This window comes from Novosphingobium sp. HNCC26BN242, from assembly GCF_057180525.1.
In genome coordinates this window covers 641,933-664,668 of sequence record NZ_JBXUGM010000001.1, presented here as the reverse complement: position 1 = coordinate 664,668, position 22,736 = coordinate 641,933, and the positions used below count along the sequence as shown (strand labels likewise).

25 protein-coding genes are annotated in these 22,736 nt (G+C 60.9%); 7 read left to right on the top strand and 18 right to left on the bottom strand.

Annotated features, from left to right (window positions below):
* Nucleotides 1-18 precede the first annotated feature (18 nt).
* The 3 genes from fabG to AC2A1F_RS03255 form a co-directional block, all read right to left on the bottom strand.
* A complete protein-coding gene (fabG, locus tag AC2A1F_RS03265) occupies nucleotides 19-783 on the bottom strand; it encodes a 3-oxoacyl-[acyl-carrier-protein] reductase (RefSeq protein WP_484207324.1) in 765 nt (254 codons plus the stop codon).
* Nucleotides 784-787: 4 nt separating this feature from the next.
* Entirely contained in the window at nucleotides 788-1,723 is a 936-nt protein-coding gene (gene fabD, locus AC2A1F_RS03260) for an ACP S-malonyltransferase (protein WP_484207323.1), read from the bottom strand.
* Between the two features lie 73 nt (nucleotides 1,724-1,796).
* Nucleotides 1,797-2,618, bottom strand: a complete 822-nt coding sequence (locus AC2A1F_RS03255) for an LD-carboxypeptidase (protein ID WP_484207322.1) — start codon at nucleotides 2,616-2,618, stop codon at nucleotides 1,797-1,799.
* A gap of 86 nt (nucleotides 2,619-2,704) precedes the next feature.
* Between AC2A1F_RS03255 and AC2A1F_RS03250 the strand changes: the two genes are divergently transcribed.
* The gene (locus AC2A1F_RS03250) at nucleotides 2,705-4,132 is read left to right on the top strand and encodes a glutamate ligase domain-containing protein (protein ID WP_484207321.1); all 1,428 of its coding nucleotides are present in this window, start codon (nucleotides 2,705-2,707) and stop codon (nucleotides 4,130-4,132) included.
* Here AC2A1F_RS03250 and AC2A1F_RS03245 read toward each other — a convergent pair.
* The gene (locus tag AC2A1F_RS03245) at nucleotides 4,129-4,659 is read right to left on the bottom strand and encodes an N-acetyltransferase family protein (RefSeq protein WP_484207320.1); all 531 of its coding nucleotides are present in this window, start codon (nucleotides 4,657-4,659) and stop codon (nucleotides 4,129-4,131) included. The two genes, AC2A1F_RS03250 and AC2A1F_RS03245, sit on opposite strands and share 4 nt — an antisense overlap.
* A gap of 224 nt (nucleotides 4,660-4,883) precedes the next feature.
* Between AC2A1F_RS03245 and AC2A1F_RS03240 the strand changes: the two genes are divergently transcribed.
* Entirely contained in the window at nucleotides 4,884-5,252 is a 369-nt protein-coding gene (locus AC2A1F_RS03240) for a hypothetical protein (RefSeq protein ID WP_484207319.1), read from the top strand.
* A gap of 24 nt (nucleotides 5,253-5,276) precedes the next feature.
* On the opposite strand, the gene AC2A1F_RS03235 is transcribed toward AC2A1F_RS03240, so the two are convergent.
* The gene (locus AC2A1F_RS03235) at nucleotides 5,277-6,218 is read right to left on the bottom strand and encodes a DUF808 domain-containing protein (RefSeq protein ID WP_484207318.1); all 942 of its coding nucleotides are present in this window, start codon (nucleotides 6,216-6,218) and stop codon (nucleotides 5,277-5,279) included.
* Nucleotides 6,219-6,366: 148 nt separating this feature from the next.
* Between AC2A1F_RS03235 and AC2A1F_RS03230 the strand changes: the two genes are divergently transcribed.
* The 5 genes from AC2A1F_RS03230 (at nucleotide 6,367) to AC2A1F_RS03210 (ending at nucleotide 10,420) form a co-directional block, all read left to right on the top strand.
* A complete protein-coding gene (locus AC2A1F_RS03230; protein ID WP_484207317.1) occupies nucleotides 6,367-7,524 on the top strand; it encodes an acyltransferase family protein in 1,158 nt (385 codons plus the stop codon).
* A 150-nt stretch (nucleotides 7,525-7,674) separates the two neighbouring features.
* A complete protein-coding gene (gene rpsF / locus AC2A1F_RS03225; protein WP_292627791.1) occupies nucleotides 7,675-8,037 on the top strand; it encodes a 30S ribosomal protein S6 in 363 nt (120 codons plus the stop codon).
* Between the two features lie 3 nt (nucleotides 8,038-8,040).
* Complete coding sequence (gene rpsR, locus AC2A1F_RS03220; protein WP_169492015.1) at nucleotides 8,041-8,265, top strand: 30S ribosomal protein S18; 225 nt, start codon at nucleotides 8,041-8,043, stop codon at nucleotides 8,263-8,265.
* Nucleotides 8,266-8,277: 12 nt separating this feature from the next.
* Nucleotides 8,278-8,880, top strand: coding sequence for a 50S ribosomal protein L9 (rplI, locus tag AC2A1F_RS03215; RefSeq protein WP_484207316.1), 603 nt, complete (start codon nucleotides 8,278-8,280; stop codon nucleotides 8,878-8,880).
* 22 nt (nucleotides 8,881-8,902) lie between these two features.
* Entirely contained in the window at nucleotides 8,903-10,420 is a 1,518-nt protein-coding gene (locus tag AC2A1F_RS03210; RefSeq protein WP_484208157.1) for an AMP nucleosidase, read from the top strand.
* Nucleotides 10,421-10,667: 247 nt separating this feature from the next.
* On the opposite strand, the gene AC2A1F_RS03205 is transcribed toward AC2A1F_RS03210, so the two are convergent.
* The 13 genes from AC2A1F_RS03205 to ffh all read right to left on the bottom strand — a co-directional run bounded on the left by AC2A1F_RS03205 (nucleotide 10,668) and on the right by ffh (nucleotide 22,424).
* The gene (locus AC2A1F_RS03205) at nucleotides 10,668-11,141 is read right to left on the bottom strand and encodes a YbjN domain-containing protein (protein ID WP_484207315.1); all 474 of its coding nucleotides are present in this window, start codon (nucleotides 11,139-11,141) and stop codon (nucleotides 10,668-10,670) included.
* A 125-nt stretch (nucleotides 11,142-11,266) separates the two neighbouring features.
* Nucleotides 11,267-13,078, bottom strand: coding sequence for a M2 family metallopeptidase (locus AC2A1F_RS03200; protein WP_484207314.1), 1,812 nt, complete (start codon nucleotides 13,076-13,078; stop codon nucleotides 11,267-11,269).
* Between the two features lie 122 nt (nucleotides 13,079-13,200).
* The gene (locus tag AC2A1F_RS03195; RefSeq protein ID WP_484207313.1) at nucleotides 13,201-13,956 is read right to left on the bottom strand and encodes an alpha/beta fold hydrolase; all 756 of its coding nucleotides are present in this window, start codon (nucleotides 13,954-13,956) and stop codon (nucleotides 13,201-13,203) included.
* 7 nt (nucleotides 13,957-13,963) lie between these two features.
* Nucleotides 13,964-14,995 (bottom strand): aspartate-semialdehyde dehydrogenase, encoded by a 1,032-nt coding sequence (locus AC2A1F_RS03190; RefSeq protein WP_484207312.1) that lies wholly within the window; start codon nucleotides 14,993-14,995, stop codon nucleotides 13,964-13,966.
* Nucleotides 14,996-15,099: 104 nt separating this feature from the next.
* On the bottom strand, nucleotides 15,100-17,367 hold the full coding sequence (locus tag AC2A1F_RS03185) for a S9 family peptidase (RefSeq protein ID WP_484207311.1): 2,268 nt from the start codon (nucleotides 17,365-17,367) through the stop codon (nucleotides 15,100-15,102).
* A gap of 165 nt (nucleotides 17,368-17,532) precedes the next feature.
* Nucleotides 17,533-17,901, bottom strand: coding sequence for a 50S ribosomal protein L19 (rplS, locus tag AC2A1F_RS03180; protein ID WP_484207310.1), 369 nt, complete (start codon nucleotides 17,899-17,901; stop codon nucleotides 17,533-17,535).
* Entirely contained in the window at nucleotides 17,898-18,644 is a 747-nt protein-coding gene (gene trmD, locus AC2A1F_RS03175; RefSeq protein WP_484207309.1) for a tRNA (guanosine(37)-N1)-methyltransferase TrmD, read from the bottom strand. The genes rplS and trmD overlap by 4 nt, the downstream gene beginning before the upstream one ends.
* Nucleotides 18,645-19,011: 367 nt before the next feature.
* Nucleotides 19,012-19,389 (bottom strand): PIN domain-containing protein, encoded by a 378-nt coding sequence (locus tag AC2A1F_RS03170; protein WP_484207308.1) that lies wholly within the window; start codon nucleotides 19,387-19,389, stop codon nucleotides 19,012-19,014.
* Nucleotides 19,386-19,682 carry an AbrB/MazE/SpoVT family DNA-binding domain-containing protein gene (locus AC2A1F_RS03165; RefSeq protein WP_484207307.1) on the bottom strand — a complete coding sequence of 99 codons (297 nt, stop codon included), beginning with the start codon at nucleotides 19,680-19,682 and terminating at the stop codon, nucleotides 19,386-19,388. The genes AC2A1F_RS03170 and AC2A1F_RS03165 overlap by 4 nt, the downstream gene beginning before the upstream one ends.
* Entirely contained in the window at nucleotides 19,679-19,930 is a 252-nt protein-coding gene (locus AC2A1F_RS03160) for a hypothetical protein (protein ID WP_484207306.1), read from the bottom strand. The genes AC2A1F_RS03165 and AC2A1F_RS03160 overlap by 4 nt, the downstream gene beginning before the upstream one ends.
* A 30-nt stretch (nucleotides 19,931-19,960) precedes the next feature.
* Nucleotides 19,961-20,446, bottom strand: a complete 486-nt coding sequence (gene rimM / locus AC2A1F_RS03155; protein WP_484207305.1) for a ribosome maturation factor RimM — start codon at nucleotides 20,444-20,446, stop codon at nucleotides 19,961-19,963.
* A 2-nt stretch (nucleotides 20,447-20,448) separates the two neighbouring features.
* On the bottom strand, nucleotides 20,449-20,895 hold the full coding sequence (gene rpsP / locus AC2A1F_RS03150) for a 30S ribosomal protein S16 (protein ID WP_484207304.1): 447 nt from the start codon (nucleotides 20,893-20,895) through the stop codon (nucleotides 20,449-20,451).
* 44 nt (nucleotides 20,896-20,939) lie between these two features.
* On the bottom strand, nucleotides 20,940-22,424 hold the full coding sequence (gene ffh / locus AC2A1F_RS03145; RefSeq protein ID WP_484207303.1) for a signal recognition particle protein: 1,485 nt from the start codon (nucleotides 22,422-22,424) through the stop codon (nucleotides 20,940-20,942).
* Between the last annotated feature and the right edge of the window lie 312 nt (nucleotides 22,425-22,736).

Here is a 22,736-nt window from a genome sequence, read left to right as displayed (position 1 = left end):
GGCCGCATCCAGCACCCGTCAGGACAGCATCGCCATGCCGCCGTTGACATGCAGGGTCTGCCCGGTGACGTAACCGGCCTCTTTGGAAGCAAGGAAGGCCACCGCCGCGCCAATATCAGAACCTTCGCCCATGCGGCCCATCGGAATGCGGGCGTTGAGCGCGTCCTTCTGGCCATCAGGCAGAACATCGGTCATCGCGGTGCGGATGAAGCCGGGCGCCACGCAGTTCACGGTCACGCCGCGGGTGGCAAGCTCTTGCCCCAACGACTTTGACATGCCGACGAGCCCTGCCTTGGCGGCGGCATAGTTGACCTGCCCCGGATTGCCAGTGGCTCCCACCACGCTGGTGATCGAAACGATGCGGCCAAACCGCGCCTTCATCATCGGCTTGGTAGCCGCGCGCATAAGGCGGAACGCAGCTTCAAGGTTCACGCGGATCACCGCATCCCATTCATCATCCTTCATCCTCATGGCAAGGTTATCGCGCGTGATTCCGGCGTTGTTGACGAGGATATCGAGCTTGCCCAGCGTATCCATCGCGGCGGGCACAAGATGTTCGACCTGCTCGGTGTTCGAAAGATCGCACGTGATCTCAACGTGGTCGTGCCCGTAAGTGTCGTTCAACTCCTCGCGAAAACTGCGCAGCTTCGAAGGATTGGTCCCCGACAGCGCCAACCGCGCGCCTTGCTGCGCTAGCGCGTGGCAGATGGCAGAACCAATGCCACCAGCTGCACCGGTCACAAGGGCAGTCATCCCGGTAAGGTCGAAAAGGCGGTTTTCCATAGGCTCAGAGCTCCTTCAGAATGGCTTCGATATCGGCCATGCCGATTATACTAGTGACTGCGACGTCGGTAACCGAGCGCGTGATCATGGGGCCCAGGACTTTGCCGCCCAGTTCGATCACGCGTTCTACGCCTGCGGCCTTCATGGCGATGGCGGTTTCGCGCCAGCGGACGCGGCCGGTGACCTGTTCGACAAGGAGTCGCCGGACTTCGGCGGGGTCAGTCACCACCGAAGCGGTGACGTTGGCGAAAAGGGCGATGCGCAAAGGACCGGGAGGGGTTTTCTCAAAAGCCTCAGCCATCGCATCGGCGGCTGGCTGCATCAGCGGGCAGTGGAATGGTGCGGACACCGGCAGGAGCATACCGCGCTTGATGCCATGATCCTTGACCATGGCCACGGCCCGTTCGATTGCGGCGCGGTGGCCCGATAGTACCACCTGCGTGGGATCGTTATCGTTGGCAACCGTGCATGTCTCACCCTCAGCCGCAGCTTCTGCAAGTGCAGTCGCCTTATCAATGTCGGCCCCCAGCAGCACGCACATCGCGCCTTCGCCCACTGGCACCGCTGCCTGCATCGATTGCCCGCGCAGTTTCAGAAGGCGGGCCGTATCGGCAAGGCTGAACGCCCCTGCCGCACACAACGCGGTATATTCGCCAAGGCTATGCCCGGCGACGAAATCGGCCTTTTCAGCGAGCGTAATCCCGCCCTCACGCTCAAGCACGCGCAGCACGGCAATGGCATTGGCCATGATCGCAGGCTGGGCATTTTCGGTAAGCGTCAGAACGTCTTCCGGGCCTTCCTTCATGATCTGGAAGAGCTTTTGCCCCAGCGCCTCATCCACCTCCTCGAACACTTCGCGCGCTGCAGCGCTGGCTTGGGCCAGTTCAAGACCCATGCCGACCTTCTGGCTGCCTTGCCCCGGGAAAACGAACGCTCGCATCAAATTCTCCTGCTGCCCCGCCCTTGTCGGCTACCCTTATTAGCGGTGGCGCGCCCTATTCCGGCGCTGCACGTCATGCAAGACCGAACGGCACGATGCGATTTTTGATGTCATGGCCAATCTCGGCCGATCCAAGATAGGCAATGCCCGTTTGCGCGCACCAATGTTCCGCCATGGACTCAGGCTCGCAGCCAAACGGGCGGTCGTTTTCGGGCACATCGCTAACCCGGCCCAACCGGAGGCCCGCGATCCCAACCGGGGCAAGGCCGTGGGTTACGTGAAACAACAACCGGTCAACGGCGTAGTGGTATTCGGCTACCTCCTCGACCATTACGACATGGCCAGCCAGATCGGGAAGCAGCGGCGTGCCGCAGAGCATGGCGAGCGTCATCAGATTGAACGCAGCGGCTGGGCGGTCATCGGTGAGCGATGGCTCCAATCCCTCGCGCGAGCCCGCCAGCCAGCCCAGCGTGCGCCGGATGGCAGCCTCTCCCATTGCGCGGCGGATGTCCGTGGGCATCGGCGCATGAACTTGCCGCCCGATGCGCGCACGATAGAGCGCGGCCAGCAAGATGCCGCCATCGGAATAGCCCAGATACTGCTTGTCACTAGCCGCAGGCTCAAGCCGCGTGATGGCGTCCATCGCGATGCGGTTTGCGCCATAGCCGCCGCGCGCGAACCACACTGCGTCAAACGCAGGATCATTCGCACATTCCACAAAGGCGCCAAGCCGCAGCGCATCAGGCCCGGCAAAGTGGCCTTCGCTGGCAAAGCATTGCTCATGGAATTCAAGCTGAAGCTGCGGAAACTCGGCCTCAGCCAGCGCGCTGACGCGGGCGGCATCGTCACGCGTGAAGGGCGTTGAGGGGGCGCAGATGGCGATGCGACGGGTCATCGCCCACCCCTAGCCGCTTTCGCGCATCGGGTGAAAGCGGCAATCCGAAGGTTGTCACCTGCAGCGCGGGCGCATACCGAACAGGAATGACTGACGACATCATGCTTTCGCCTGCAGCCCTGGCAAATCAAGACTGGTTCTTCTGCGGAATCGGAGGATCGGGGATGCTGCCGCTGGCCTTGATCCTACGCGGTCTGGGCGCGCACGTGGCCGGGTCTGACCGCAGCCGCGATCAGGGCCGTACGCCGGAAAAGTTTGCCTGGCTGGAAAGCCTTGGATTCAAGCTGTTTGCGCAGGATGGTTCAGGCATCACATCATCTGCGCAAGTGCTGGTCGCATCCGCTGCGGTTGAAGACACGGTGCCAGAGGTCGTGCGTGCAAAGGAGCTTGGCTGTGCCCGGATGAGCCGTGCGCAGCTGCTCTCAGCGCTGTTCAACGCCGCGCCACAGGGCATTGCGGTGGGCGGCACCAGCGGCAAATCCACCGTCACCGGCATGATCGGCTGGATCCTGACCGAAGCGGGGCGCGATCCCACGATCATGAACGGCGCGGTGATGAAGAACTTCGTCGCCGATGATGCGCCCTTTGCCTCGGCGCGGGTCGGCGCGGGCGCGGCTTTCGTTTCGGAAGTCGACGAGAGCGACGGATCGATTGCGCTCTACAATCCTGCCGTGGCGGTGCTCAACAATGTCAGCCTTGATCACAAGAGTCTTGAGGAACTGCGCGAATTGTTTGGCGATTTTCTCGCGCGTGCTGGTGCCGCTGTGGTCAATGCCGACGATGCCGAAAGCATGGTGCTGATCGGGCGCGCGCAACAGGCGGTTACCTTCGGTTTTGGCCCGCAAGCGCAGATTTCGGTTGAGGATGGCTCTGTAAACGAAGGCCCCACCACGATTTGCGCGCAAGTAATCGACCGGCGCAGCGCTGCGCGCCATGCGCTCACGCTCAGGGTGCCGGGGCGGCACAATCTGGCCAATGCGCTTGCAGCACTGGCAGCGGCCGATGCGGCTGGCCTGCCCATGGCCGATGCGGTGCGGCACCTTGGCGGTTTTGCCGGATTGGCGCGCCGGTTCGATATTGTCGGCACTTCTGCAGCCGGCGTGACTGTGATCGACGATTTCGGCCATAACCCCGAGAAGGTCGCCGCCACCCTCGCCACGCTGAAGGCCCATCCCGGCCGCGTGATCGCGTTCTTTCAGCCGCACGGCTATGGCCCATTGCGGCAGATGGGGCACGAACTGGCCGAGGTCATGGCCACACGGCTTGGGGCAGAGGACATGACGATCCTGTGCGATCCGGTCTATTTCGGCGGCACGGTGGACCGGTCGGTGGGGTCGGAACGCATCGTCAGCCTGATCCGCGAACATGGCGGGAATGCCGAACACGTCCCTGCCCGCGCCGATTGCGCCGACCGCATCGTCACGCTTGCCCGCCCGGGTGACCGCATAGTCGTGATGGGCGCGCGCGATGATACGTTGTCGCTCTTCGCGCGCGACCTGCTGCGGCGGGTTTAGAAAGTCTTTTCAAGCATGATCAGGTGCGGATCGCCATCCATGCCATGCGCGACAAAGCCTTTTTCGCGCTCCAGTTCGATGGCCGCGTGATTGTCGCGGTCCTCGATCGAGATCACGCGCTTCACGCCGCGATCACGCGCCGCATCGGCCAACAGATCAAGCATGGCCCAGCCCACCCCGCGCCCGCGAAGGTCGCTGCGGATCGATACGGCAATTTCCGCAGTGTCCATGGCGGCATCGCAGGCCAGCATCGCCGAAGCAGCCAATGCGCCATCGGCCTGATCGAAAGCCAGAAAGCTTTCCGTGCGCCAGTGATCGACATGCGTCAGAGGAGCCAGTTGGCTATGGCCCACGTGGTTGCTGGCGGCCAGAAAACGGAACCGGCGGTCTTCGGGGCTGACCTTGTCGAAGAACTCTTCAAGGAGCGCCTCATCTTCGGCAAAGGCGGGGCGCACGTCGAGCACCAGCCCATCGCGGGTGTTGTACTGTTTCCGGGGCGCAAGCTCGGCAAGCGTAGGGGCTGTCATCGTCCGATCTCCTGAAACTGCTGGATCTTCTGACAGGCGTTCTAACGCTGCGCGCACCAGCCGCGTTGATCCAACGCAATTGGATAGGCCGGGGCAGATGCAAAGACAGCGGACACGCTTGCACAATGCGCGAAGATTTTTCGTTCCACGCGGTTAGCGCCCCTTAAACTTTTGTGGGTTAAACCGTCCTAATGCTTGTGGTTAACACAAGTGGAGGATTGGCCATGTGGATCGACAGCGAAAACGCAGACAGTGAAGCCAAGCGCCGCGTTGCGCGGGTTGGAATAGAACTGCCGGTGCGCTGCAAACGCGGCACGCAGCGGTCAACGGTCATCCTCAAAGACCTCAATCCCTATGGTGCACGCATCGAAGGCCTGGAGAAATTGCGCATCGATGAGCCGCTTTACCTGATGCTACCGGGCCTTCAGCCCAAGCTGGCATTTGTCGTTTGGAGCCGTGACAAGGTCAGTGGGCTCGAATTCGAACGCCCGTTGCACGATGACGTGTTCGAAAACCTCGTCAGCGAATTTGCGATCAAGCATTACCGCGAAGCGGCAGCGCCCAAATCACATCCCGTGCGCCACGCTGCCTGACACCGCACCGGTGCACGGCAGGCGTCAGTGCGAGCCACGCGCCTTCGCGATGACATGCACTATCCATGCGACGATCCCGCCAAGGATCAGGCCCACGATCGCCGACAGCACTGCGTTGGTCAGCCATCCGAGAATGCCCGCCAAAGGCCCGGTGACTGCTTCGACAGCGTGTTGAGCTGCGTGAACAACATCTGCCGGACCATGCAGGCCCAGTTCCTCTGCCCCGTGCAGAATGATCTGGCCGCCCACCCAAAGCATTGCCAGCGTTCCAACCGTGGCCAGCACTGTCAGCAGGACCGGCATGGCTTTCAGCAGCATCGCACCGACCGAGCGTGCGGTTGCCGAGGACTTCTTGGCAAGGCTGAGGCCAATGTCGTCCATCTTAACGATGAAACCAACCGCGCCATAGACAATCGCCGTGATGGCAATCCCAACGATGGCAAGGACCACGCCTTGCTGGAAAATGGTCTGCCCCGTCAAATCCGCCAGCGTGATCGCCATGATCTCGCCCGAAAGGATCAGATCGGTTCTCACCGCGCCTGAAACGCGCTGCTCTTCAAAGGCAGCAAGATCGGTTGGCTGATCTTCCAGTGTTTCGCCATGCTTTTCACCACCGAGCTTTTCCAGCACCTTTTCAGCGCCTTCGAAGCACAGGAAAAGACCGCCAGCCATCAGGATCGGCGTGATTGCACCCGGAAGAAAGGCACTCAATAGCAGCGCTGCCGGCAGCAGGATCACCAGCTTGTTGAACAGGCTGCCTTTGGCAATCCGCCATATGACCGGCAGTTCGCGATCAGGGGTGAAGTCGGTGACGTAAGACGGCGTTACTGCCGCATCATCGATCACCACGCCTGCCGCCTTTGATCCGGCCTTGGCGGCGGCTGCGCTGACATCGTCAAGCGAAGCCGCAGCGGCGCGGGCGATAACGGAGATGTCGTCGAGCAGGGCGACAAGACCGGTGGGCATGGGGTGAGAAATCCTTGAAGGGGTTCGCGATCAGACAGCCGATTTGCGGGAAGCCGCCGTGAAGCGCAAGTCCGCAGCGTTTATTGCCGAAATTGGTTCCCATCCTTCTTTTCTTCTATCGTCGGCGAAAAGCCTCTAGGGGCCGCACATGGTCGCGCCAACCTCCCGCCTGCACCACCTTGATGCCGCGCGTGCATCATTATTGTTGCTTGGCCTGCCCTTCCATGTGGCGACCAAGGCCATTTTTGAAAGCGAACCGGCGGCCACAAACTTTCAGCAATCGCTGCTGATCGGCGGCTGGGCATCAGTCACGCACATTTTCCGCATGTTCGCGTTCTTCATGCTGGCAGGCTTTTTCGCAGCCATGATCCGCGAGCGCAAAGGCACGCGAGCGTGGTTGGCCGAACGGACGCGGCGGCTTGGCCTGCCGTTCGTGGCGAGCCTGCTGACGTTGGGGGCGCTTCAGTTCCAATTGCAGGACCGGTTGCTGCACAAGCCTTCACCGCTCTTCCTTGGCCTGCCGTTGGCACTGGATCACTTGTGGTTTCTGCTCGTCTTGCTTGGCTTTTGCGCGATCTATGCAGCCATACCGGCCAGAGCCATCACTCCCGGCGAGCGCACGTGCCGGGCAATGCTGCTGCAAGGCCCGCAAAGCCTGTTGTTGCTGGCGTTGCTCGGGGCCTGGGGCCTTGTCCGCTATGCGACAGAGCAAGTCCCGCCCATTCCGAATGCGCCGATCGAAACGCTGCTGTGGCAGCAGTTCGTGTTCCATGCTGCCGGCTTTGCTCTGGGCGTAGCCGCATGGCATGCCCGGATTGGCGCGCAGATCTTTGCCCTTCGCAGCCGCTGGATCATTCCGGGCATCGTGCTGATGGCGGTCCCCTATCTGCCCCTCGATCCTTTGCTACGCCCGGCTCTGGGCAAGGAAATCTACCCTGATCTTGCAGGCACGCTGATCCTGCGCGCTCTGGAATTGCCGCTGGCCTATCTAATGTCGCTCGCGCTGTTTCGCCTGTTGGCCAAGGTCGTGCACGAGCAAAACCGCATCGTCACATTCTTCGTCGATGGTGCGCTCGCCATCTATCTGTTCCACCTTGTCTGGGCGATGCTGGTGCTGCAGCAAGTCCGCGCCATGCCCTTGCCAGCAGAAGCGCAGTGGATCATCGCATCAGCCGCCGTTCTGCTGTTGTCCATTGCGAGCTATATTGTTGCGCGAAAAACCCGGCTAACCGCGGCTCTGTTTTGCGGTGCGCCGCTGACCCAAGCACCGGGCAAGGCGCCGCCCCCATCCGCAGCGGCACCATAGAAACCCAAGTTCTTCCTTGCATTCCGCCCCAGAATCGCTAAGCGCCGCCCCTTCACCGGCATCTGGCCTGTGAATACGAAGAAAGCCGGAGGGGCCCCGCAATCCCGCGGATCAGCCAGCGATCGGTTATTGAGATAAGGACGCAAAAGCATGCCGCTTTACGAGCATGTGTTTCTGGCGCGCCAGGATCTGAGCCAGGCTCAGGTTGATGTGCTTGCTGCCACAGCCACTGAAATCGTCGAGAGCAACAACGGCAAGGTCGTGAAGACCGAGACGTGGGGCCTCCGTTCGCTGGCATACAAGATCCAGAAGAACCGCAAGGCACACTTCGTTCTGCTGAACATCGAAGCGCCCGGCTCGACCATTCTCGAGCTTGAGCGTCAGACGCAGATCAACGAAGACGTGATCCGCTACATGACCGTCCGCGTTGACGAGCACGAAGCTGGCCCGTCGGTGATGATGCGCAAGAACGACCGCGAGCGTACTCGCCGTCGCGAACGCGAAGGGGAATAAGAGATGGCCCGTCCGTTTTTCCGCCGCCGCAAGAGCTGCCCGTTCTCGGGCAAGAACGCGCCGAAGATCGACTACAAGGATGTGCGCCTGCTTCAGGGTTTCATGTCCGAGCGCGGCAAGATCGTTCCGTCGCGCATCACGGCCGTCTCGGCCAAGAAGCAGCGTGAGCTGGGTCAGGCGATCAAGCGCGCCCGGCACATCGGCCTCCTGCCCTACATCGTGAAGTAAGGAGCGCACATCATGCAGATCATCCTGCTCGAGCGCATCGAGAAGCTGGGCGCCATCGGCGACGAAGTGACCGTCAAGGACGGCTATGCCCGCAACTTCCTGCTGCCCAACAAGAAGGCGCTCCGCGCCAACGACGCCAACCGCAAGGTTTTCGAAGCCAACCGCGCCCGCATCGAAGCTGATAACGCCGCACGTCGCGAAGACGCCAAGGGTGAATCCGGCAACGTTGAAGGCAAGGAAGTCGTGCTCATCCGCGCGTCATCCAATGCTGGCCAGCTCTATGGTTCGGTTTCCGTCCGCGACATCGCCGACGGCCTGATCGCACTGGGTGCCAAGGTGAACAAGTCGATGATCGTGCTGGAACGCCCGATCAAGACGCTTGGCGTCTATGACGTCAAGGTTTCGCTGCACCCCGAAGTGTCCGTGACCGTCAAGGTCAACGTGGCGCGTTCGCCCGACGAAGCCGAACTGCAGTCGAAGGGTGTCAACGTCATCGACGCCATGTTCGACACCGAAGTTGGCGGCTTTACCGAAGCCTACGATCCCAATGCCGAACCGGGCGAAATCTCGGCCGACATGCTGGACGGTGGCGAGGAAGCAGAAGCGGAAGCCTGAGGCTTTCCTTTTTGCGAGAGAGATTCAGGGGCGTCCTTCGGGGCGCCCCTTTTTCGTTGGGCCCTTCTTTCCAGCGAAACAAACGCACGCTACACCTGCTGCGATGGCAAAAACCGAAACGATCCTTTCCGAACTCACCCGTGTCTATGACAGTGCTGTGGCCCTGCTTCGCGAAGATATTGCGATTTACGCCAACACCGGCACGCCCCCGTCGATCAACAAGCGTCATGATGGCAGCTATTGCTACCCGGAATTGCGCATCCGGCTTGATGATGATCCGCGCAACGAATCCACTGGCCGCGCCTTTGGCCGCCTGACTCAGCGCGGCGATTACGCCTGCACCGTAACGCGCCCGGTGTTGTTTGCAGATTATCTGGCCGAACAGATCGAACTGATAAGCTCATCCTATAATGTGCGGATCGAAGTAGGCCGCTCCCGGCAGGAAATGCCCTTCCCCTACGTGCTCGACGGGGCCTATGGCGCGCAGATCGGCATGGTTAGCCCGCAGGAACTCGCCAAGCATTTCCCCGCAACCGATCTTGCCCATATTGGCGATGAGATTGCCGATGGGGAATACAATCTGGGCGATGGCCCGATGCCGTTGTCGCTGTTTGATGGTCTGCGCACCGATTTCAGCCTCGCGCGCCTCGCTCATTACACCGGCACGCGGATCGAGGATTTTCAGAAATACATCCTGTTCACCAACTATCACCGTTATGTCGATGAATTCGTGGATTGGGCAGGCCTTCAGATCGATGGCGATCAATATGTTGCGCTAACCGGAGCTGGCGGCCTGTCGCTCGACGCGCGGACGGAAAACGCCCGCGCGCGCCTGTCAGACACGGCGTGGCGGCGGCACCAGATGCCAGCTTATCACCTTGTCGCGCCAGACAAATCAGGCATCACTCTGGTCAATATCGGCGTCGGGCCGTCCAATGCCAAGACCATCTGCGATCACCTCGCCGTCCTGCGCCCCGAAGCATGGCTGATGATCGGCCACTGCGGCGGCCTGCGCCCCACGCAGAAGATTGGCGATTATGTGCTGGCCCACGCCTACTTGCGCGATGATCACGTGCTTGATCCGGTACTGCCACCTGAAATCCCGATCCCGGCCATCGCCGAAGTGCAGGTCGCGCTGCAGCAGGCCGCTGAACTCGTCTCTGGCGAAGGCGGCACTGACCTGAAAAAGCGCATGCGCACCGGCACCATCGTGACGACCGACGATCGCAACTGGGAACTGCGCTACACGCACTCCGCGCGCCGTCTGTCGCTCAGCCGGGCGGTGGGGATCGACATGGAAAGTGCCACCATCGCTGCCCAAGGTTACCGCTTCCGCGTGCCCTATGGCACGCTGCTGTGCGTCTCGGACAAGCCGCTGCATGGCGAGATCAAGCTGCCAGGACAGGCCAACCGCTTCTACGAAGAAGCCATTGCCGCCCACCTCGCCATCGGCACCACCGCCTGCGCCCTGCTCCGCGAAGAAGGCAACCGCCTCCACAGCCGCAAACTGCGCGCATTCAATGAACCGCCGTTCCGGTAAGGCGGCGATACCCACGTAAAACCCCGCTCACACTGAGCTTGTCGAAGGGTGCCCGCACAAGTTTGTATGCCATGCTTCGACAAGCTCAGCATAAGCGGACTTGTGTATGCAGTGCTTGCCACGCGGTCTTACCAGTGCCCCCAAAAGAAGAGGCAATCCGTAGCAGCTAGCCCTGCTTGCGGATTGCCGAGTTCTGCCCAGCGCTCCGGGGTGGCCAGAGCGGGGCAGCGTCCGTTATAATTCAGGCTTATTTGAATACTTCGGTGCCCAGCGTGTCCATCGCGCTGCGGAACATATCGACCGAGTTCGAGAACACCTCAAGGTCGATGCCTTTGCCGGTCACCACGTCCCACGTCATCATCACCGCATCATCCTTGCCCAGCGAGACCGAGGCAAAGCGCGTGTTGCGGTTAAAGCGCACCGCATCTTCGGCGGTAAACTTTTTCTCTGGGGTGAAATTGGCCACGAATTGCAGAGACTGGCACCCGTCATGGGTCTTTGCGTTGCATTCATAGAACATCAACGCCGCCTGCCAGCCGCCGATGTCGGCATTGATCAGAGGATCGCCGTTGGCGTCCTTGGCCAGCTCTGCCGTGTAACCGAGGTTTTTGAGCGCTTCTGCCACCCCATCGGGCTTTATGGCGGAAACCGTGGTCGCATTCGCTGCCGAAGGGACCAGAACGCTTACGGCCAATGCCGCAAGCATGCCTTTGATCGTCATTGCATCTTCATTCCCGAGAGAGCTCTTGCCGGCCCGTTCGTTGTTTTAGCAAGCTGCCACCAACGAACCGATCCGGCAAGAGCCTCTGAGCGGGTTATGAAAAAAGGTATGTGAGGCTGGCGACCTTACCAGCCGCAGGACTGGCCCTTGGTCTGGCTTGCCAGCCATTTGGTCAGCGGGGCGAAGTAGCGGATCATCGCCTTGCCGCTCATCTCGCGGCTGCCGGTGAAGGCTTCCAGCGCGTCTGGCCAAGGCTTCGAAGCGCCCATCTCCAGCATCGCGTTCAGCTTCGCGCCAACCTCCTTGTTGCCATAGAAGCTGCAACGGTGCAGCGGCCCCTTCCAGCCAGCCTGCTTGCACGCAGCTTCGTAGAACTGGAATTGCAGCACCCGCGCAAGGAAATAGCGCGTATAAGGCACGTTGGCGGGCACGTGATACTTCGCGCCAGCATCAAACCCATCGGCCGGGCGCGCGGCGGGCGGCACAATGCCCTGATACTGCATGCGCATCGCATCCCAGCCCTTCTGGTAATCGGCGGGCGTAATCTTGCCGCTGAACACGTCCCAGCGATAGCGGTCAATCAGCAGACCGAACGGCAGGAAGGCGATCTTGTCCATCGCCTGACGCAACAGCAGGCCAGTATCCTTGTCTTCCGAAGGAACCTTGGCGCGGTCTAGCAGGCCGATCTGCACCAGATATTCTGGCGTAATCGAGAGCGCCACGAAATCGCCGATAGCCTCGTGGAAACCGTCGTTCGCGCCATTCAGATAGAGGGCATCCTGCTTGTTATAGGCGCGCTGGTAGTAGTTGTGGCCAAGCTCGTGATGGATGACGACGAAATCATCGCCATTCACCTTGATGCACATCTTGATGCGCAGGTCGTCCTTGTTGTCGAGGTCCCAGGCCGAGGCATGGCACACCACATCGCGGTCGCGCGGCTTCACGAATTGCGAGCGTTGCCAGAAGGTCTGCGGCAATGGGGCCATGCCCAGCGAGGAATAGAACCCCTCACCCGCCTTCACCATCTGAATCGCGTCATAGCCCTTGGCATTAAGCAACTCGCCCACGTCATAGCCGATGTTGCCTGCCCCTGCCGGTGCCACCACATCATAGATATTGCCCCATTCCTGCGCCCACATGTTGCCCAGAAGATCGGCGCGGATCGGGCCGGTCTTGGCCTGCACTGCATCGCCATACTTTTCGTTCAGCTTCATGCGGGTGAAGCAATGCAGCTGGTTGTAAAGCGGCTTGACCTCGTTCCAGATCTTCTCGGTCAGCGCGGCAAACTCTTCCGGCGGCATGTCATAGTTCGACCGCCACAGCGCGCCCATGTCGGGAAAGCCCAGTTCACTCGCCCCCGCATTGCCGATGCCGATCATTTTGGCATAGTCTGCCTTCATCGGCTTGCCGACATTGTCGTGCCAGCTGACCCACATCTCCTTCAGCTCATCAGGATTGCGATTGGTGCCCATCGCCTCTTCGATGTCGCTGCCATTGATCGGCTGGCCCCTCAGCGTGCCCATGCCTTTGCCGTAAATGCCTTCAAGTCCGGCCTGAAGCGTGGCAAATTCCTGCGATGCGCCGGGGGCAGATGGGGCGGGACCTGTAATCTGCGTGCGGAAAATCACGAGCTTGCGCGCCACCTCTGGCGAAAGCCCGGCGACCTTGGCATATTCCGCCGCCTGCTTGGCCTGTGCCACCGACATCGCCGTGCTGGCCGCATTGGCCTCTGCCACCAGCGATTCCGTGTCATCGGTGATGTTGGTTGCGTAGATCCAGTTGGCCCGCGATGTGGAATAGGAATTGGCCAGGATCTCAGCCTCAGCCTGTTTGACCCAGTCTGATACTTTGCCAGCGTCAGCAGGCGCGTTTTGCGCAAGGGCGGGTGAAGCAACCATGGCTGTGGCCAAAGCCAAGCTGGATACAAGCGATTTCATAATCTTAAGGTCTCCCAGAGGCGATGTTTCAGCGCCGCAAACCGGGCGCCAAACGCATGGCTGCTGGTTACTCTTGAAACCGTCCCGGTCAACCCGCCAAAGAAAATTTCAGCAAGATGGCGTCAGGAGGTCAGAAACGCGACCAATTCGTCCCCAAGCTCCGGCATCGTCACGCTGCTCATGTGCGTGCCGGGAATCAGCGCAAGGCGCGCATCGGGCAAAATCTCTGCCAGCTTTTCTGCTGAACCATTGTCATTGTCCTGATCGCCGCACAGCACCAGCGTGGGCATGGTGATCGCCCCAAGTTCTGCAGGATCGGTATCGGCATTGGCCCCAAGCAAAAGCCGCGCAGCCACGCGGTCTGTGCCCATGCTTTTCAGGAATTGCTGCGCGAAATAGGCCGGATCATCCCGCTTGATCGTGCCAAACCGGTCGATCACATCGACAAAGAAATCCTGCCGCTTGGCCCATCCGGCCAGCCCCTGCAGGCCCATGCCGGAAAGCACCAGCTTGCGCGGCTGCATCCCGGCAATCACCGCCCGCGCAGCCGTGCGCGATCCCAGCGAAAAGCCGACCAGATCAAAATCGGTCAGCCCCAGATGCGCCACCAATGCTTCCACATCGCGCGCCAGCACGTCCTTCGGATAGGCCGCCGGATCATGCGGCGCGGCGCTGTGCCCGTGCACGCGCAAATCCGGCATCAGGCATTCAAAACCCGCCGCCGCCAACTTTGCCGCCGTGCCGAACTTGATCCAGTTGACATGAGCCGAGGAGAACAGCCCATGCAGAAGCACCACCGGCCTTCCGCTTCCCATCCGGTGCAGCGCCAATTGTGCGCCATCGAAGCCGGGGAAGAATTCAGGCGATGCCTCTGCCATGGTGGACTCAGCCCTTCTTCAGGTGACGGCGGCCGAGCAGTTCGGCGATCTGCACCGCGTTCAGCGCAGCACCCTTGCGCAAGTTATCCGAAACGCACCACAGCGACAGGCCGCTGTCCACGGTCGGGTCTTCGCGCACGCGGCTGACATAGGTCGCATCATCGCCCACGCATTCGATCGGGGTCACGTAGCCACCGTTCTCGCGCTTATCGATCAGCATCACGCCCGGCGCTTCACGCAGGATGTTCTGCGCTTCCTCGGCGCTGATTTCCTTTTCGAACTCGATGTTCAGCGCTTCGGAATGGCCGACGAACACCGGCACGCGCACGCACGTGGCCGAAATCTTGATCTTGGGATCAAGGATCTTCTTGGTTTCGGCCACCATCTTCCACTCTTCCTTGGTCGATCCATCGTCAAGGAACACGTCGATGTGCGGGATCACGTTGAACGCGATCTGCTTGGTGAACTTCTTCGGCGCGCCCAGTTCGCCCTGCGGCATATAAATGGCGCGGGTCTGTTCAAACAACTCGTCCATGCCATCCTTGCCCGCGCCCGAAACCGATTGGTACGTGGCCACGACCACGCGCTTGATCGTGGCGGCATCGTGCAAGGGCTTGAGTGCCACCACCATCTGCGCGGTGGAGCAGTTGGGATTGGCGATGATGTTCTTCTTCTTGTAACCGTCGATGGCGTCGGGGTTCACCTCTGGCACTATCAGCGGCACATCCGGGTCCATGCGGTACAGCGACGAATTGTCGATCACCACGCAGCCCGCAGCCGCCGCGCGGGGCGCATGAATTTCGGTCGGGCCAGACCCTGCGGCAAACAGCGCAATGTCCCATCCGGTGAAATCGAAGTTCTCGATGTTGCGCACTTTGAGCTTCTTGCCCGTCTCGCCAAAGTCGATCTCGGTGCCCTGCGAACGCGGCGATGCCACGGCGGCGATTTCGTCCAGCGGAAACTCACGCTCGGCAAGGATGTTGAGCATTTCGCGGCCCACATTCCCCGTCGCGCCGACAACTACAACCCGGTAACCCATTGTCATTCCCTTCCAGCGGCCCGCCCATTCAGACAGTCGGCCTGTGTCCTAGCGGCTGGTGCCAACCAGCCAAGTGTTTTGGGCTTTAGGCCCATGAAGTGAGGCTACTTCCCGCTCCCTGCGCCATTGCGGTCAAGGAAGCGGAAAATCGTCTCATACAAGTGCTTGCTCACCTTCGGCCCACTAATGCGGTGGGTGTAGCCGGGATAGAGCATCATCTCGAACGGCACCGCCTCGCCCTGCATCTTGGCGATGATCGCGCTGGCGTTTTCGAACACCACATTGTCATCGGCCATGCCGTGGATGATCAGGAGCGGATCGCTGATCTTGCCGGTATCGGCCAGCGCGTTCGCCTTTTCATAGACCTGCGGCAATTTGCCCGGATCACCCAGATAACGCTCGGTATAGGTCGTATCGTAAAGCTGCCACTTGGTCACCGGCGCCACGGCAATGCCCGCCGCATAGGCCCCCGGATTGGCCTCCAGCATCTTGATCGACATGTACCCGCCATAGGACCAGCCGAAGGTGCTGATCTTGTCCGCATCCACGAACGGCTGCTGCTTCAGCCACATGGCCCCGGCCAGCTGGTCTTCCACCTCGACCGAACCCATCGCGTGGTGCAGCGCCGAGGCGAACTTCACGCCCCGATTGTCAGACCCGCGATTGTCGATGGCGAAGTAGATATAGCCCTTGTCGACAATCGCCTGTGCCAGCGGGCCTTGAAAGCCCTTGGTCACCACTTGCGCAGTCGGCCCGCCGTAGTGGTAGGTGAAGACCGGATACTTCTTCCCAGCCTCCAGCGGCGGCGTAATCATCATGTAATGCAGCGGTGTGCCGTCTGCCGCAGAGATCGTGCCGAACTGCGCCGGACGATGGCTGGCCAGATACGGCGCATAAGGATGCGCGCCCGCCACCTTGTTCTCCTCGATCCACGCCAGTCGTTTGCCGGTGGTGTCCGCGATGTAGGACTGCGCAGGCTGCGCATCTGAAGCGCGGCTGATCATCAGCGTCTGCCCGGTGCGGTCCATGCTGGCATTGTTGACCCAGCCCGGCTCGGTAATCCGCGTCAGCCGCCCCGGCGCGTTCAAATCCATCGCATAGACCTGTTGCGCAAGCACATCGTCCTTGGTGCCGGTAAGATAGAGCTTGCCGCCCTTCTCATCCACGCCCACCAGCCCCGTCACCACCCAGTCGCCCTTGGTCAACTGGCTCCATTTGCCACCCTTCAGGCGATAAAGGTGCCCAAAACCATCGCGCTGCGACCACCAGATCAGGCTGCCGTCGCTCAGGAACCGGTAGCTGTCCGACAGATCGATCCAGTGTTTGTCCGCAGCCTTCTCGGTGAACAGCACGCTCGCCTTGCCCGTGGCCGGATCGACCTTGAGCATATCAAGCACCGTCTGCTCGCGGTTCATGCGCTGCACGTAGAGCGTCTTGCCATCGGGCGCCCAGTCCACACGGGCGAGGTAGATGTCCTTATCCGCCCCCAGATCCACCTGCACCCGGTTTGATCCATCCGGCCCCATCACCCACAGCGAAATCTCGGCGTTGGGCGTGCCCGCCGCCGGATAGCGCTGCTGGTAAGTGCGCGTATCCTCTGCGCCGATGGCCGTGCGCGTGACCACGCCCACCATGCTCTCGTCAAAGCGCTCCACCGCGATGCGCTTTTCATCGGGAGACCACCAGAACCCGTTGAAGCGGTTCATTTCCTCCTGCGCCACGAACTCGGCCTCGCCCCAATGGACATCCGCGTTCGTCTCTTCTGGCGTGATCGCCTGCGCAGTTCCCGTCACCGGCCCGGCCCACAACCGCCGGTCGCGCACAAAGGCAATATGTTCGCCCTTCGGCCCCAGCTTGGGCGTCAGTTCTCCACCCTTGGTGCCCTCAACTTTGCGCACTGAACCGTCGAGGCCTGCGAGGAACAATTCGCCATCCACCGGCACCAGCACCGATTTGCCATCGGCGGCCCATTCATAGGAAACGATGCCCTTCAGATCGCCGATGCGCTGCCGCTCACGCTGCATCTTCTCCGCCTCGGACAATTCCCGCCCCGAGGACAGCTTGAGCGAATCCACCAGCATCTTCCATTCGCTGGTCTGCCGGTCAAAGCCCCACAGATCATACCGCTCACGGTCGTCAGCGCGGTTCTTCAGCAGCGTCAGATAGCGCCCATCGGGCGAAAGCTTCACCGCGCGCGGCGCGGGGCCATTCAGGCCGGGGCTGGCGAACACCCGTTCAAAAGTCAGGCTCGTCGCTTGAATAGGGGCTTCAGCAGGCACAGCAGTGGTCATCGATGGTTCCCGTTGGGCAAGCGCAGGCGCAGCAATGAGGGTTGAAAGTGCGCAGGCGGCAAGCAGGCAGACGTGACGCATGAGTTGTCGGTGTCCTTTGGCCCGGCGATAGTTCCCGGGCAAATCCAAGATGCGCCTAGGTGGCCCGAAAAGGTTGTGCTTGAAAGCGCAAAAAGGCGCCCCGGCTCTGAGCCGGGACGCCTTTTTAACACGTTAGCCGTGTTGCGGCGATCAGGCCCTTTGGGCTCAGGCCTTGGTGACCTTGCGCTCTGCAATACGTGCCGATTTGCCGGTGCGGCCGCGAAGATAATACAGCTTCGCACGACGCACGACACCACGGCGCACGACGGTAATCGAATCGATATTGGGCGAATAGAGCGGGAACACGCGCTCCACGCCTTCGCCGAACGAGATCTTGCGAACGGTGAAGTTCGAACCGAGGCCACGGTTCGAACGCGCGATGCACACGCCTTCGTAGGCCTGAACGCGGGTACGCTCACCTTCAACCACGCGCACGCCAATGCGCACGGTGTCGCCTGCGCGGAAGTCGGGAATTTCCTTCTTCGCCTTGTATTCGGCGATGGCTTCAGCTTCAAGCTGCTGAATCAGGTTCATTTTTTAACGTCCTGCACTTCACGCTGCGCGTCAGAGGCAGACTGGACCCGAGCGCCGATGTGACGCTCCCAAAGGTCCGGCCTGCGTAACCGTGTATCGATCTCGGACTGTGACTTGCGCCAAGCCGCGATCTTCGCATGATCCCCCGATCGCAGCACTTCAGGGATCGTGCGCCCTTCCCACTCAGCAGGTCGGGTATAATGCGGGTATTCAAGGAGACCGTTCTCGAACGACTCCTCTTGCCCGCTAGAAGCCGCGCCCATTACGCCGGGAAGCAGCCGAATGCAAGCATCCAGCAGCATCAACGCCGCACATTCGCCGCCCGACAGGACGATGTCTCCGACTGAGACTTCCTCAACCTCGCGGCCGGCAAAAATCCGCTCGTCAAACCCCTCGAACCGTCCGCAAACAAGGATCACGCCCGGCCCCTCGGCAAGCTGCCGAACCCGCTCCTGCGTCAGAGGCTTGCCCCGAGGTGTGAGCGCAATAACAGGGTTGCCCGGATGCGCCTCGCGCGCATGATCAATAGCCTTGGCCAGCACATCCACCCGCAGAACCATCCCGGCCCCGCCGCCTGCCGGCGTGTCATCAACGGTCTTGTGCTTGTCGATGGCAAAATCGCGGATCTGCACCGGATCCATAGACCACTTCCCCTCCCCCAGCGCCCGCCCCGCAAGGCTGACACCCAGAGGGCCGGGGAACATTTCGGGGTAGAGGGTAAGGACTGTGGCGGCGAAGGTCATTGAGCCTCATTTCGTGGCTTCAGCCAGCGGCGAGCGAGATATCGCCCTAAAAACGGACCGGCAATTAGACTGCAGAAAAGCGATCCCCAACGGAGAGCATTCATGAACAAGCCGCCAAGCTCGCCGGTACACATTAATTGTTGCGGTCCATTTGCAGCGATGCAGGCCGCGGTTCGAACCTGATCTGCCCGTATTGACCAAGCTGGATAGGACGCCATCAGCACCGGGCAAAGGAGCATGAATTGCCAAGGCCGACGTAGCCAGCCAGCGCCAATAAGTAGCCGGCATGCTCCCGCAACCGGTAACGCGAGAACGCACGTCGCGAAAACTGGAGGCAGAAGTAGCAGGACAACAAGAAACAGCTCCATCAAACCGTCCAGTTCTCAACCATCAACTCCGGCACGTCAGCAAAGTCGCCTACGTTGTTCGTCACCACGGTCGCTCCAATGCTCAAGGCATGGGCCGCCAGCAACCGATCAAATCGCGCCCGCTTGAACGGCAGCTTGGCGTATTCCCGCGCGGCTGCATCGTCGTAAGGCAGAATCGGAATAGCCTTTAAAAACGCAGACAGAACCTTTGGCGGAGGCGGCTTCTGCAATTGTGTGCCGAGCGCTATCTCTGAGAAGCTGATCGCAGAAATCGCAATTTCTCCGGGCGCACACTCACCAATCCGTTGGTTTACCGGAGACTTTGCATCAACCATCGCGTAAATTGAACTGTCCGCATCAATCAAGAAACGGATCACCTGCCCGCATCCCCCAGCTCGTCCTCAAGCCGTTTGAGCGCAGCCACTGTAGAAGGACGCTCCTCAAACTCTCGCAATTGCGGGGGCAATGGTTTCAACCAAGGTGCCTTGCCAGCAAAGCCGCTCACATCAATCTTTCGCTGCGTCGGCTCCATCGGCTCTACCCGGAAGCCTGCATGTTCTTCCTTGACCATGCGGACCTCGGTGCCCTCGGCAATGCCGAGCCCCTTTGGCAGGCGCAACGCAACAGAGTTGCCCGACCGGAAGACTTTGCCCCGGAATTCCTCGCTCATTGCGCCAATTCCTTTTCGGAAACCTCAGCTACGACATCTTCCTTGAGCCAGCGCAACGCATCCCAAGGATAATCGCACCCCTGCTCGCCCAACCACAAAACGCGCGCCAACAGGGCCTGCGCTGAAGGTTCAACGTAACGTTCACGCACTTTGCCTGCGACCATCACCGGCCCTGTAACATGGACATGGAAGCCGTCTGCGCCGCGATAGGCATAGAGATCGCCGTCACTCCACCGACAGTAGCTCATCACACACTCCGTATAGCCGGAATGTATATACTACTCCACCCAGCTCGCTTCAATCACAATCCGCTCGTCGGTCCATTCCGGAACCGCTTGCGCCTTCATCGGCACCATGAACTTCTTGCCGTCGGGCTTGCGCACTTCGATCACGTCGCCTGCGCCGAAGTTGTCGACCGCGATGCACTCGCCCAGCGCTTCACCCTCGGTCGAAACCACCGGCAGCCCGATCAGATCGGCATAATAATATTCGCCCTCCGCCAGCGGGGGCAGCGATGCCCTTGGCACAGTCAGCGCCGTGCCGCGCAGCTTTTCCGCTGCGGTCCTGTCCGCCACTTCGGCAAAGCGGGCAATCGCGCCGCCTTTGCCATCATCGCGCATGGACACAACCGTCAGCGCAGAATCGTTGAAGGCGCGGTAGCGCTTTAAAGCGCCCGCGCCGTCTCCGAACAGTTTCAAGCGCACCTCGCCGGTCACGCCGTGCGCGCCGGTGACAGCGGCCAGCGTGACAGACAGGTCGCGCAAGATCAGGCTTCCGTCTGCTCTTCAGCAGCGACTTCAGCGGCAGGAGCCTCTTCAGCAGCAACTTCTTCAACCACCGGAGCAGCCGATGCAGCAGCAGCGGCTTCAGCAGCTTCACGGGCCTTTTCAGCCTTTTCTTCAGCGCGCTCTTGCGCCTTCTTGCCGGGGACGCCAGCGTTCGGGTTCAGCGTAGCCTTGCGCTCCTTGATCCCGGCCTTGTCGAGCATGCGGGCAACGCGGTCGGTCGGCTGTGCGCCAACGCCCAGCCAGTAACGCACGCGATCTTCGACCAGACGCACGCGGTTTTCGTCATCCTTGGCGAGCAGCGGGTTGTAGGTGCCAACCTGCTCCAGATACTTGCCATCGCGCGGGGCGCGGCTGTTGGAAACGACGACCTTGTAATACGGGCGCTTCTTCGAACCACCACGCGAAAGACGGAGAGAAACCGACATGTGAACTACCTTTCAATCAAACCGAAAAACGAAAATTGCAAAACTCATTTCTTCTTGAGCAGGTCGCCAAGGTTGCCAGGCAGACCGCCCGAACCCAGCCCGGGCAAGCCGCTCATGCCGCCACCGCCCATACCACCAAGGCCTCCGGGCCCCATCTGCTGGTCCAGCCCCGGCATGGCAGCGCCAAGTCCTCCCTTGCCGAACAGCGCGCCCAGGCCTTTCAGGCCGCCCATCTTCTTGATCTGCTTCATGGCCTTGGCCATTTCCTGATGCATTTTCAGAAGCTTGTTCACGTCCTGCACTTGCGTGCCGGAACCCTTGGCCACGCGAATTTTGCGCTTGGCGTTGAGCAGTTCGGGTTTTTCGCGCTCCTTGGGCGTCATCGAACCGATGATCGCGTCCATGCGCAGCAGCACGCGGTCATCCATGCCCGATTGCGCCATCGCCGCCTTGGCCTTCTTCATGCCCGGCATCATGCCCGCCAGCGCGCCAAGACCGCCCATGTTCTGCATCTGCCGCAACTGGCTGCGCAGGTCGTTCATGTCGAACTGACCCTTCGACATGCGCTGCGCCAGCCGCTCGGCGTCTTCAGCGTCAATCGTTGCCGCTGCCTTCTCGACGATGGAGACGATGTCGCCCATGCCAAGGATGCGGCCCGCAACACGTTCCGGGTGGAACGGTTCAATCGCGTCCAGCTTTTCGCCGGTGCCTGCAAACTTGATCGGCTTGCCGGTAACCGCACGCATCGAAAGCGCCGCACCGCCGCGCGCATCGCCGTCCATGCGGGTCAGCACCACGCCGGTCAGGTTCACTTCGCCCGAGAACGACTGCGCCACGTTGACCGCATCCTGCCCGGTCAATGAGTCGACAACGAGCAGCGTTTCCTTCGGGACGGAGACAGCGGAAACCGCCTTCATCTCGTCCATCAACGCCGCATCAACATGCAGGCGGCCTGCAGTGTCGAGCATCAGCACGTCCACGGCCTGCAGCTTGGCTGCATTCACGGCGCGTGTTGCGATATCGACCGGCAATTGGCCTGTGATTATCGGCAGCGTGGCCACGCCCGCCTGCTCGCCCAACACGCGCAACTGTTCCTGCGCTGCCGGACGATTGACGTCCAGCGAAGCCATCAGGACCTTCTTGCCATGCTTCTCTTTCAGCAGCTTGGCGATCTTGGCGGTGCTGGTGGTCTTGCCCGAACCCTGCAGGCCGACCATCATGATCACGACCGGCGGCGCAGCATTCAGATCGAGTTCGGCGGTCCCGCCGCCCAGCATCTCAACCAGCGCATCGTTGACGATCTTGACGACCTGCTGGCCGGGCGTGACCGATTTGAGCACCGACTGACCAACAGCCTGCTCCGAAACGGACTCAATAAATCTACGGACGACAGGCAGCGCAACGTCGGCTTCGAGCAGCGCGATGCGCACTTCGCGCATTGCGGCCAGCACGTCTTCCTCGCGCAGCGCGCCGCGGCCACGCAGGCGGTCAAACACGCCTCCAAGCCGGTCTGAAAGACTATCGAACACGCCCAGTTCCCATCACCATGCCCTTGAAAGCATGCCATTTTCGCGTAACGCGAAAAACGCCGGTGGGCGAAACCTCGCCGACCAGCGTGTGGCATCCTGAACAGGGGCCGTTGCTAAATATGCAACAGACTCAGCCGCCGCACTGCGCGCCATTACCCGCTGCCTGCTGCAAAGGCAAGCCAATCAACGTCGTGCCTCGCGCTCAGTGCGACGAACCGAAGACGCAAAGGCAATCTTAACCAAAACTTCAGGACGATCCCCTACTTCTTTTGGCCTGACGGGAAAGGCAGTGAACGCGCAGTTGCAGCCAAT